Raw genomic sequence first — 11,611 nt, 5'->3', positions numbered from 1 at the left:
GAATTCTGTTCGTTGCCTGGCCGGATCAGATCTCGTCGATCGACGAGGACTCGAAGCGGCTGGAGATGTTGATGCCGAGCTCCTCCGCTGCGCGGAAGGCTTCGTCATCGGTGTCGCGGAGGTTGACCTCGGTGCCGTCGGCCGAGAGGACCTCGACGTTCAGGCAGAGCGACTGCATCTCCTTCATGAGCACCTTGAACGACTCGGGGATGCCGGGCTCCTGGATGTTCTCGCCCTTGACGATGGCCTCGTAGACCTTCACGCGACCGACGATGTCGTCGGACTTGATCGTCAGGAGCTCCTGGAGGGCGTACGCGGCGCCGTAGGCCTCGAGGGCCCACACCTCCATCTCACCGAAGCGCTGGCCACCGAACTGCGCCTTACCACCGAGCGGCTGCTGGGTGATCATCGAGTACGGGCCCGTCGAACGCGCGTGGATCTTGTCGTCGACGAGGTGGTGGAGCTTCAGGATGTACATGTAGCCGACCGAGATCGGAGCCGGGAACGGCTCGCCGGAGCGACCGTCGAACAGCTTCGTCTTGCCCGAGGAGTCGATGAGACGCTCACCGTCGCGGGTGAGGTTCGTCGAATCGAGGAGCCCTGCGATCTCGGACTCGAACGCGCCGTCGAACACCGGGGTGGCGACCTTCGTGCCGGGAGCGGCCTCGCGAGCGATCTCGGGCAGGCGCTCGGCCCACTCGGGGTTGCCCTCGACCTTCCAGCCCTGCGCGGCGATCCAGCCGAGGTGCAGCTCGAGGACCTGGCCGAAGTTCATTCGACCCGGGATGCCGAGCGGGTTGAGCACGACGTCGACCGGCGTGCCGTCGGCGAGGAAGGGCATGTCCTCGACGGGGAGGATCTTCGCGATGACACCCTTGTTGCCGTGGCGGCCGGCGAGCTTGTCGCCCTCGGTGATCTTGCGCTTCTGGGCGATGTAGACCACGACGCGGCGGTTGACGCCCGAGCCGAGCTCGTCGTCGCCGTCCTCGGCGTTGAACTCCTTGACGGCGATGATGGTGCCCTGCTCACCGTGGGGGACCTTCAGCGACGTGTCGCGGACCTCGCGGCTCTTCTCGTTGAAGATCGCGCGGAGCAGACGCTCCTCGGCCGACAGCTCGGTCTCACCCTTGGGCGTGACCTTGCCGACGAGGATGTCGCCGGGACGCACCTCGGCGCCGATGCGGATGATGCCGCGCTCGTCGAGGTCCTTCAGCAGGTCGGGCGCGACGTTGGGGAGGTCACGGGTGATCTCCTCCTTGCCGAGCTTGGTGTCGCGGGCGTCGACCTCGTACTCCTCGATGTGGATCGAGGAGAGCGTGTCGTTCTTCACGAGCTCCTGGCTGAGGATGATCGCGTCCTCGAAGTTGTGGCCCTCCCACGTCATGAACGCGACGAGGAGGTTCTTGCCGAGCGCGAGCTCGCCGTTCTCGGTCGCGGGGCCGTCGGCGATGACCTCGCCGACCTCGACGCGCTCACCGGCCGAGACCACGACGCGCTGGTTGTACGACGTGCCCTGGTTCGAGCGGTCGAACTTGCGGAGGAAGTAGTCCTGCGTGCCGCCCTCGTCGAGCTGCACGGTGACGACGTCGGCCGAGACCTCGGAGACGACACCCGCCTTCTGCGCGGTGATGACGTCACCGGCGTCGATCGCGGCGTAGCCCTCCATACCGGTTCCGACCAGCGGCGAGTCGCTGCGCAGCAGCGGCACGGCCTGACGCTGCATGTTCGCACCCATGAGGGCGCGGTTCGCGTCGTCGTGCTCGAGGAAGGGGATGAGCGAGGTCGCCACCGACACCATCTGGCGCGGCGAGACGTCCATGTAGCCGATCTCCTCGTTCGGGAAGAGGTCGACCTCGCCGCCCTTACCGCGGCGGGCGAGGACGCGGTCGGCCACGAACGAGCCGTCCTTGTTGAGCTCGACACCGGCCTGCGCGACGACGTAGTCGTTCTCCTCGCTGGCGGTGAGGTAGTCGATCTCGTCGGTGACCTTGCCGTCGACGACACGACGGTACGGGGTCTCGATGAAGCCGAACGCGTTGATGCGCGCGAACGAGGCGAGCGAGCCGATCAGACCGATGTTCGGGCCTTCCGGCGTCTCGATCGGGCACATGCGGCCGTAGTGCGAGGGGTGGACGTCGCGGACCTCGACGCCGGCGCGCTCACGCGACAGACCACCGGGGCCCAGCGCCGACAGGCGGCGCTTGTGGGTCAGACCCGCGAGCGGGTTGTTCTGGTCCATGAACTGCGACAGCTGCGAGGTTCCGAAGAACTCCTTGATCGCGGCGACGACGGGGCGCACGTTGATCAGGGTCTGCGGCGTGATGGCCTCGATGTCCTGCGTGGTCATGCGCTCGCGGACGACGCGCTCCATGCGCGAGAGACCGGTGCGGACCTGGTTCTGGATGAGCTCGCCGACGGCGCGGATACGACGGTTGCCGAAGTTGTCGATGTCGTCGGTGTCGAGGCGGATCTCGGCGGGCTTGCCGTCGCGGATGCCATCGAACGTGGCGTCGCCGCGGTGCAGACGGACCAGGTACTTGATGGTCGCGACGATGTCGGCGACGGTGAGCACCGACTCCTCGATCGGGGTGTCGAGACCCAGCTTCTGGTTGATCTTGTAACGGCCGACCTTGGCGAGGTCGTAGCGCTTGGCGTTGAAGTAGAAGTTGTCGAGGAGCGCGCGCGCTGCCTCGGCGGCGACCTGCTCGCCCGGGCGCAGCTTGCGGTAGATGTCGCGGAGCGCGTCCTCCTTGGTGAGGATCGTGTCCTTCGCGAGGGTCTCCTCGATCGAGTCGTACCCGGCGAACTCCGCCATGATGTCTTCGCTGGTCAGGCCCAGGGCCTTGAGGAAGACGGTGACCGACTGCTTGCGCTTGCGGTCGATGCGGACGCCGACCTGGTCGCGCTTGTCGATCTCGAACTCGAGCCATGCGCCGCGCGAGGGGATGACGCGCGCCGAGACGATGTCCTTGTCGGAGGTCTTGTCGGGCGTCTTGTCGAAGTAGACACCGGGCGAACGGACGAGCTGCGACACGACGACGCGCTCGGTGCCGTTGATGATGAAGGTGCCCTTGCCGGTCTGGAGCGGGAAGTCGCCCATGAAGACCGTCTGGGTCTTGATCTCACCGGTGAGGTGGTTCATGAACTCGGCCTCGACGTAGAGCGGGGCCGCGTAGGTCTTGCCGCGCTCCTTGCACTCCTCGATGGAGTACTTCTCGGGCTCGAGGTACGGGTTGGTGAACGAGAGCTGCATCGTCTCGCCGAGGTCCTCGATGGGCGAGATCTCCTCGAAGATCTCCTCGAGGCCGCTCTGGAGGGCGACGTCGGTGCGGCCGGCGGCCTGCGCCTCGGCGAGGCGGGCCTTCCAGGCGTCGTTGCCGACGAGCCAGTCGAAAGACTCCGTCTGCAGCGCCAGCAGGTCGGGGACCGTCAGCTTGTCGGAGATCTTCGCGAACGAGAGGCGGGAAGCGCCGCGACCGTTCTTGGGGGTGGTGGTGGATGCGTTGCTCGCAGCAGCCAAGGGGATTACCTCCGTGGCCCGGGTGGGGCCGGTTCCTTGTCGTCAGGTGGAGTGCTCCCGGTCCGAGCTCTCGCGTCTCACGCCGTCGGACGGGCGGAATCGCGCAGAGCACAAGCCGACCACCATATGAGGGCAAGGGGGACGGGAGCGCAACTACCAACTATAGGCGTCGCGACGCGCCATGTCCAGCGCAATCCTTGACGACCCCCGGATGCTGCGGTATAAATGCGCGCCACCCGAGGTCGTGGGTCACTCCCAGGCCCAGCTCGAGAGCACCGTGTCCGCGAGGCGACGTCGATCGTCGTCGGTGGTGTCGGCCGGAGACGCGATGGTGATGACGAAGGTCTGCTCGTCTTGCGTCGCGTAGTACTGGTCGATCAGCGTCTCCGCGCCGTCCTGCGCGAGCGTCGCCACGAGGTGGGCCGACTCGCTGCCCGCGATGTCGACACGATCCTCCAGCGACACGTCGGTGGCCCCGACCGCCTCGAGGCTCGCGGCCCCGTCGGCCTCGACATCGGCCGGCGTGATGACGCCGGGAGAGACGACGACGCTGATGTACCGACCGTCGGCGTCGGCGGACTCCGAGACGAAGACGTCGACCTGCCCGCCCGTCGGGTCCTCGGCGGGCACCGCCCAGCCAGCCGGCACGGCGAAGCTGTATCCGGTCCCTCGCACCGTCTCGCCGGGGGCGGCGTCGCTCGACGAGGTCGCGGTGGGCGTCGGAGTCGCCGATGCCGAGCCGGGGGCGGAGGATCCGGAGGCCCCGCCGATCCCGCCCGGCCGCGCGTCGCACGCCGCGAGCAGCAGCGCCGCCGAGATGAGCGCGGCGGCGATCGGAGCGATCCGGGAGCGCGTCATGCCTCACACGGTAGGCGAATCCGCCGCGCCGGCACTCCCCTTGACACGCGAACGCCGCCCGCTGCGGGAGCGGACGGCGCGTTGCGGGAGTGAGGATCAGGCCCACGCCCACGAGGCGAGGACGGCGTCGTAGACGGCCGCACGGTCGGCCTCCGAGACGTCCGGGCTGAACGAGAAGGTCACGACGTAGGTCTGGTCATCGTGCGAGGGGTAGAACTGGTCGACGTTGTAGGTGACGTCCTGCTGCGTGACGGATGCCGTGATGTGAGCCGATTCGCCGCCGGCGATCGAGGTGCGCTCCTGGACGGTGACGTCGGTCGCGCCGGCCTGCCCCTCGAGCTCCTCGACACCGTACTTCTCGACGTCGTCGGCGGAGATCGCCTGCGGCGCGGGAGAGAGCACGACGTTGACGTTGTCGGCGAAGGTCGCGGAGGGGTCGGAGAGATCGGCGACGAACACGTCGACCTGCTCCATGCCGGGGAGCTCCTGCTCGGGGATCGCCCACCCCTCGGGCACAGAGAAGCTGTAGCCCGTTCCGGTGATCATCTCGCCCGACGCGGGCGCGACATCGGGCGCGCTGGCGGCCGGAGCGGACGACGACGAGGACGAGGACGAGGGGGCGGACGACGCGCCGGCGTCCCCCGACGCCGCGGTGTCGCCCGACTGCCCGCCGCATCCGGCGAGGAGAAGAGCCGCGGAGACGAGCAGCGCGGCGGAGGTGGTGGTCTTGGTGCGAGTCATGGCTTCGACGCTAGGGGACCCGCCGCATCCGCACGGGGTCTTGACACGGGGAGTTCTCCCCCTTGACGAATCAGCCTCGCTGAGCGGTACCCGCACCTCGAACCGTCGGACGCAACCGCACGCGATCGCCGGGTCGGGCCTGCGCGAGCCGGCTCCGGCCCGTCGGTGTCACGACACCCACGACCGGGTACCCGCCCGTCACGGGCGCGTCGACTCCGAACACGACGGGCTGGCCGGCCGGCGGAACCTGGATCGCCCCCGGCACCATCCCCTCGCTCGCCAGTTCCTCGCCGCGCGCGCGTTCGAGGCGTGGCCCTTCCAGGCGGATGCCGACCCGGTCGGCCGCCGCCGACACGACCCAGGTCGCCTCGGCGAGCAGGCGGCGGGACGAAGAGGTGAGCCAGTCCGAGCGCGGGCCGGCCGTGAACGGGATGTCGAGGGGAACGGCATCCGTGCCCGTCGGCGGCAGACCCCACGGATGCAGCGGCAGCGCGGGGACCGGCCCGGCGGTCTCGCGTCCGGCGGCGACGACGTCACCCGGCCGAAGCGGCGGCGGGCCGAGCCCCGAGAGCGTGTCGGTCGACCGCGAGCCCAGAACGGGGGCGATGTCCCATCCGCCGCGCACCGCCAGGTAGGCGCGGGTGCCCGCGAGGAATCCGTCGAGGCGCAGCTCGGTCCCGGCGGGCCACTCATGCACGACGTACGGGTCACCGGTCCGGCCGTCGATCTCGACCCGCGCCCACGCGCCCGTCACGACCACCGTCAGATCGCGTTCCGCCACGGCCCGGAAACCGCCGACGGCGATCTCGATCGCGGCCGCCCCGTCACGATTGCCGACGAGACGGTTGGCGAGCGCCCAGGCGGCGGGGTCGGCCGCGCCCGCCGCGCCGACGCCCTCGGCGGCACGACCCGAGCGGCCGGCATCCTGAATCGTCGCCTGCGGGCCCGGCGAGATGACGCGGATGTCGCCGGGAGCGGTGACAGGCTCCGAGCGGGCGCCCGGCTCCCCCGCAGTCGGCGACGCGGTGCGACCGGGCAGGGCGCCATCCGACCCGACGGCGCGGGCGCGCGCGGGATCGAATCGCACCGCGCCACCGGGAACGAGGAGCGCGGGCTGGGCGGCATCCGGATCGAACAGCGGCGCGTCCGTCGTGCCGATGAGCTGCCACCCTCCCGGGGTCTCGCGGGGGTACGCGCCCGAGAAGGCTCCGGCCAGACCGACCGACCCCGCCGGCACCCTCGTCCGCGGCGAGGGCCGGCGCGGGATGTCGAGATCCCAGCCCGCACCGACGAGATAGCCGAACCCGGGGGCGAAGCCCGTGAAGGCGACCGTCCAGTCCGTGGCGACGTGGCGAGCGGCGAGCGCCTCGGGGCTGAAGCCGAGTGCGGCGGCGAGATCGTCGAGGTCGTCGCCGTCGTAGCGGATCGGCAGCGTCACGGGCGCGGGGGCGGATGCCGGCGGTGCCGCTGACGACGCAACGGTCGAGACCCAGGTGCGGGCCGCGGCGAGGGACAGCGCGATGGGATCGACGCGGACGAGGACCGTCCCGGCTGCGGGCACGACGTCGATGACGCCCGCCGGCGGCGCAGCGGTCAGCCGTGCGTGCAGCGCCATCACCTCCGCCAGGTCCGAGACCTCGACGAGCACCGCGTCGGGCCCCATCGGCAGCTTCCTCATGCCGTCGTCCCGGGTTCGGCACGCCCACGGCGACCCCGTCTGCGCGATCCTGCCGGCGAAGCGGGCCTGACGGTCACCACGGCGAGCGCACCTCGATCCCCGCGGCACCGAGCGCCGACCGCACCGCGCGAGCCATCGCGACGGCACCGGGGGAATCGCCGTGCACGCAGAGCGATGTCGCGTCGGTGTGCAGCGTCTCGCCCGAGACCGCGACCACGACCCCCTCGGACGCGAGGCGCAGGGCACGCTCGGCGACGAGGCCCGGGTCGTCGAGCAGGGCGCCGGGAGCCCCGCGCGGGACCAGCGAGCCGTCGGCGCGATAGCCGCGGTCGAGGAAGGCCTCGCGGTGGAACGGCAGGCCGGCATCAGACGCTGCCGACGCGATCGCACCACCGAGACCCAGCACCGGGACCGCCCGGCCGAGCTCGGCCGACAGGTCTGCCACCGCAGCGGCGACGGCTCGCGCGGTCGCGGCATCCTCGGTCGCGGCGTGATACAGCGCCCCGTGCGGCTTGACGTAACGGATGTCGCCGCCCGCCGCGACGAGCGCACGCAGTTGCGCGACGACCTGCGGCCGCAGCACGTCAGGCTCGACGGCGATCCGCACCCGCCCGAACCCGGCCCGGTCGAGATAGGAGGGGTGGGCCCCGACCGCGACGCGGGCGGCAGCCGCTCCGGCCACGGCTGTCCGCATCGACGCCGCGTCGCCGGCATGCCCGCCGCAGGCGATCGACGCGCTCGACACGAGGGCGAACATCGCGGCGTCGTCCGCCGTTGCGACACCCTCGACCGTCTCGCCCAGGTCTGCGTTGAGGTCCATGGACCAACGCTAGCCCGCGCCGCCGTACCCGGCTGTGCCGTCGACAGGCTGAACACCTCCACCAGCCCCGCGAACGGCACCCCGGGGCGGCTCACCCTGTCCACGGCGCGAGCACACCCGGTCCGCGACACGACGCGACACGACGGACCGGCGTTACGTCGATGTAACGGGTGGGCCCGACACGGTGCGCTCGGCGCTGCGGGCAGGCAGGATGGGCCAATGGCAGACTCATCCACTCCCCTGCTGCAGGTGAGCGACATGGCCGTCGACTTCCGCACGCTCGAGGGCCCGGTGCACGCGGTCGAAGGCGTCGACCTCGAGATCTCAGCGGGCGAGACAGTCGCGATCGTCGGCGAATCGGGCTCGGGCAAGTCGACGACGGCGATGGCCGTGATCGGGCTCCTCCCCGGCAACGGGCGCGTCGTGCGCGGCAGCATCCGCCTCGACGGCGAAGAACTCGTAGGCGCACCGGAGAGCACGCTGCGCCGCATCCGCGGCGGGTCGATCGGACTCGTGCCGCAGGACCCCATGTCGAACCTCAACCCCGTGTCGAAGATCGGCACCCAGGTCGCCGAGACCCTGCTCGCGCACGGCCTCGCCACCTCGAAGGACGTCGACGCCAAGGTCGTCGAGACCCTCGCCGCCGCGGGCCTCCCGGATGCCGCCGAGCGCGCCAAGCAGTACCCGCACGAGTTCTCGGGCGGGATGCGGCAGCGCGCGCTCATCGCGATCGGGCTGGCGTGCAACCCGCGGCTGCTCATCGCCGACGAGCCCACGAGCGCCCTCGATGTGACGGTGCAGAAGACGATCCTCGATCAGCTCGGCCGGATGACGGGTGAGCTGGGCACGTCGGTGCTGCTCATCACCCACGACCTCGGCCTCGCCGCCGAGCGGGCCGCCCGCGTCGTCGTCATGCACCGCGGCCGGATCGTCGAGCAGGGCCCGGCCCGCCAGATCCTCGAGGATCCGCAGCAGCCCTACACGCAGGCTCTCGTCAAGGCGGCCCCCTCGGTTGCGGCGGTGCGCCTGCGCCCGGAGGACTACCGGGCGACACCGCCCCCGGCTGCGGTGGCCACCCCCGCGGCATCCGCCTCCGCCGCGCCTGCGGAGACAGCGGCACGGCGCGACAACATCGTCGAGATCGAGAATCTCACGAAGCTGTACAAGATCCGCGGTCGCAAAGACGACTTCGCCGCCGTGAGCGATGTCTCACTGGCCATCCCGCGCGGCGAGACCGTCGCGATCGTCGGCGAGTCCGGATCGGGCAAGACGACGACGGCCCGGATGCTGCTGAAGGTGATCGAGCCGACGTCGGGAACGATCCGCTTCGAGGGGCAGGACGTCGCCGGGCTGAAGGGTGCGCAGCTGCGCGAGTTCCGGCAGAGGGTGCAGCCCATCTTCCAGGACCCGTACTCGTCGCTGAACCCGATGTTCACGATCGAGCGGATCATCGCCGAGCCACTGGAGTTCTACAAGCGCGGCACCGCGAAGGACCGCGCCGGTCGCGTGCGGAAGCTGCTCGACGACGTCGCCCTGCCGCAGACGATGCTGCGCCGATACCCGTCCGAGCTCTCGGGCGGCCAGCGTCAGCGCGTCGCGATCGCGCGCGCCCTCGCGCTGAACCCCGAGCTGATCGTCTGCGACGAGCCGGTGTCGGCGCTCGACGTGCTCGTGCAGGACCAGATTCTCACGCTGCTGCGCGACCTGCAGGGCGAGTACGGACTGAGCTACCTCTTCATCTCCCACGACCTGGCCGTGGTGCGCCTGATCTCGGACTACGTCTGCGTCATGAAGGACGGCGCGCTCGCCGAGGCGGCGTCGAGCGAGGAGATCTTCACCAACCCGCGCGACCCGTACACGCGGCGGCTGCTCTCCTCGATCCCGGGCAACGAGCTCGACATCGCCTCCTGACCCGGCCGCTGGCGATACAGCCGTCGGACCGCTGGTGCTGGTGCAGCCAGCGAAGGCCGGTGAGGCGACACCAGCCCCAACGGTCCTGCAGGTGTATCGCGGAGCCGCGAACCCGGGCCGGGTCAGCGGGCGCGGGTGCGCGGGTCCATGGCCTCGCGCAGCGATTCGCCGAGCAGCGTGAAGCCGAGCGCGGTGATCATGATGCACAGGCCGGGGAGGAACGCGAGCCACGGGGCGATCGCGAGCTCGTTCTGCGCGTAGGTCAGCATGCGACCCCACTCGGCGGTCGCCGCTCCCCCGCCGCCGAGGCCGAGGAACGACAGCGCCGCGGCGTCGATGACGGCGGTCGCGAGAGTGAGCGTCCCCTGGACGATGACGGGCCCGAGGCTGTTGGGCAGCACGTGGCTCATCGTGATCTTGCCGCGGCCGAGCCCGAGGGTCTGCGCCGACAGGATGTAGTCGGCACTGCGCTGCTGCAGCATCGACGCCCGCAGGAGGCGCGCGAAGATAGGCACCTGCGAGGCCCCGATGGCGATCATGATGGCGAGCTGCGACTGACCGAGGATCGCCGCGATCGAGACGGCGAGCAGCAGGTTGGGGACCGATAGGAGGATGTCGACGAACCGCATGACGACGGTGTCGACCCAGCCCCCGAACATGCCGGCGATCAGGCCCAGGAGCATGCCGCCGGCGAGACCGAACGCGGTCGAGATGACGCCGATGAGCAGCGAGGCCCGCGCACCCCAGATGAGCTTCGACAGGACGTCGCCGCCGAAGCGGTCGAGGCCGAGCGGGAAGCCGGCGATCTCGCCGGGACCGGGGATGTGGGTCGGGGTGACCTCGCGCGCGCCGGGGAGGGCCGTCTCGGGGTAGGGCGCGAGCCAGGGCGCGAGGATCGCCACGAGGAGGAAGACCAGCACGATGCCCGCGCCGATCCAGGCCACCGGGTTGCGGCGCAGGCGCGCGAAGACGTCGTGCCAGAACCCGCCGCCGGTGCGGGCCTCGAGCACCTCGTGCTCGGCGACGGCGGTGGCGGGTCCGTCGCCGGGGGCGGGCGGGAGCGCGTTGGTGCTCATGAGACCCTCACTCTCGGATCGATCAGGCTGTACGAGACATCGACGATGAGGTTGATGAGCGCGTAGATGACGGCGATGAAGAGGATGAAGCCCTGCAGCACCGGGAAGTCGCGGGCGCTGATGGCCCGGGCCAGGAAGGAGCCGATTCCGGGGAACGCGAACACCGTCTCGGTCAGGATCGCCCCGGCCAGCAGCAGCCCGACCTGCAGGCCGACGGTCGTGGCGACCGGCAGCATGGCGTTGCGCAGGATGAAGCGGCCGCGGAGCGTGCGGCGGGCGATGCCCTTGGCCCGGCCGGTGCGCACGTAGTCGGAGTTCTGCACTTCGAGCACCGAGGCGCGGGTGATGCGCACGATGATCGCGAGCGGGATCGTGCCGAGGGCGAGCGCCGGCAGGATGAGGTGCAGGACGGCATCCCAGGCGGCGTCGAACTCTCCGGTGAGCAGACCGTCGAGCACGTAGAAGTTCGTGTAGTGGGTCGCGTCGATGCGCGGGTCCTGGCGGCCGTCCGAGGGCAGCCAGCCGAGCTGGACGGCGAAGACGTACTTGAGGATGAACGCCAGGAAGAACACCGGGATCGTGACGCCGACGAGGCTCAGCACGACAGCGACGTGGTCGCTGACCTTCCCGTGGTGGCGGGCGGCGAGGTACCCGAGCGGGATGCCGATGCCGACGGCGAAGATCAGGGCGGCGATCGAGAGCTCGACGGTCGCCGGGAAGCGCCGGAGGAACTCCTCGACGACGGGGCGCCCGGTCTCGATCGACGACCCGAAGTCGCCGGTGAGCAGCCGCCCCATGTAGGTGGCGTACTGCTCGAGGATCGGCCGGTTGAAGCCGTACAGCTCGTTGATCCGGGCGATCGCCTCGGGGGTCGCCTTCTCACCGAGGAGGGCGACGGCAGGGCCGCCGGGCAGGGCGCGGACCCAGAGGAAGAGGAGGATGCTGAGCCCGAGGAGCGTGGGGATCAGCAGAAGCAGCCGTTGGCCGATGGTTCGCAGCAACGCGGA

General features: G+C 70.5%; 8 protein-coding genes. 1 reads left to right on the top strand and 7 read right to left on the bottom strand.

Going from position 1 to position 11,611, the window contains the following annotated elements; all coding sequences use genetic code 11:
• Positions 1-25 precede the first annotated feature (25 nt).
• From DO944_RS14020 to pxpA, 5 genes are all read right to left on the bottom strand, one after another.
• Entirely contained in the window at positions 26-3,520 is a 3,495-nt protein-coding gene (locus DO944_RS14020; RefSeq protein ID WP_112617780.1) for a DNA-directed RNA polymerase subunit beta, read from the bottom strand.
• A gap of 249 nt (positions 3,521-3,769) precedes the next feature.
• On the bottom strand, positions 3,770-4,378 hold the full coding sequence (locus tag DO944_RS14015) for a hypothetical protein (RefSeq protein WP_112617779.1): 609 nt from the start codon (positions 4,376-4,378) through the stop codon (positions 3,770-3,772).
• A gap of 96 nt (positions 4,379-4,474) precedes the next feature.
• The gene (locus DO944_RS14010; RefSeq protein WP_112617778.1) at positions 4,475-5,119 is read right to left on the bottom strand and encodes a hypothetical protein; all 645 of its coding nucleotides are present in this window, start codon (positions 5,117-5,119) and stop codon (positions 4,475-4,477) included.
• A 70-nt stretch (positions 5,120-5,189) separates the two neighbouring features.
• Positions 5,190-6,782: an urea amidolyase family protein gene (locus DO944_RS14005; RefSeq protein WP_258524758.1), complete on the bottom strand. Its 1,593-nt coding sequence runs from the start codon at positions 6,780-6,782 to the stop codon at positions 5,190-5,192.
• Between the two features lie 88 nt (positions 6,783-6,870).
• Positions 6,871-7,617, bottom strand: a complete 747-nt coding sequence (pxpA, locus tag DO944_RS14000; protein ID WP_112617776.1) for a 5-oxoprolinase subunit PxpA — start codon at positions 7,615-7,617, stop codon at positions 6,871-6,873.
• A gap of 219 nt (positions 7,618-7,836) precedes the next feature.
• Between pxpA and DO944_RS13995 the strand changes: the two genes are divergently transcribed.
• A complete protein-coding gene (locus DO944_RS13995; protein WP_112617775.1) occupies positions 7,837-9,528 on the top strand; it encodes an ABC transporter ATP-binding protein in 1,692 nt (563 codons plus the stop codon).
• Positions 9,529-9,650: 122 nt separating this feature from the next.
• On the opposite strand, the gene DO944_RS13990 is transcribed toward DO944_RS13995, so the two are convergent.
• On the bottom strand, positions 9,651-10,604 hold the full coding sequence (locus DO944_RS13990) for an ABC transporter permease (protein ID WP_112617774.1): 954 nt from the start codon (positions 10,602-10,604) through the stop codon (positions 9,651-9,653).
• Positions 10,601-11,605, bottom strand: coding sequence for an ABC transporter permease (locus DO944_RS13985; RefSeq protein WP_112617773.1), 1,005 nt, complete (start codon positions 11,603-11,605; stop codon positions 10,601-10,603). Before DO944_RS13985 ends, DO944_RS13990 begins: the two co-directional genes overlap by 4 nt.
• Between the last annotated feature and the right edge of the window lie 6 nt (positions 11,606-11,611).

Source organism: Microbacterium sp. SMR1 (assembly GCF_003289625.1).
In the GTDB taxonomy this organism is placed as follows: domain Bacteria; phylum Actinomycetota; class Actinomycetes; order Actinomycetales; family Microbacteriaceae; genus Microbacterium; species Microbacterium plantarum.
Note: the sequence above shows the minus strand (reverse complement) of the source record. Positions and strands in the feature narration are given on the sequence as shown.

Excerpts from the sequence above, each read along its gene's own strand:
- DO944_RS14015 (WP_112617779.1), bottom strand. The coding sequence starts at position 4,378 with ATGACGCGCTCCCGGATCGCTCCGATCGCCGCCGCGCTCATCTCGGCG.
- DO944_RS14010 (WP_112617778.1), bottom strand. The coding sequence starts at position 5,119 with ATGACTCGCACCAAGACCACCACCTCCGCCGCGCTGCTCGTCTCCGCG.
- pxpA (WP_112617776.1), bottom strand. The coding sequence starts at position 7,617 with ATGGACCTCAACGCAGACCTGGGCGAGACGGTCGAGGGTGTCGCAACG.
- DO944_RS14005 (WP_258524758.1), bottom strand. The coding sequence starts at position 6,782 with ATGGGGCCCGACGCGGTGCTCGTCGAGGTCTCGGACCTGGCGGAGGTG.
- DO944_RS13995 (WP_112617775.1), top strand. The coding sequence starts at position 7,837 with ATGGCAGACTCATCCACTCCCCTGCTGCAGGTGAGCGACATGGCCGTC.
- DO944_RS13990 (WP_112617774.1), bottom strand. The coding sequence starts at position 10,604 with ATGAGCACCAACGCGCTCCCGCCCGCCCCCGGCGACGGACCCGCCACC.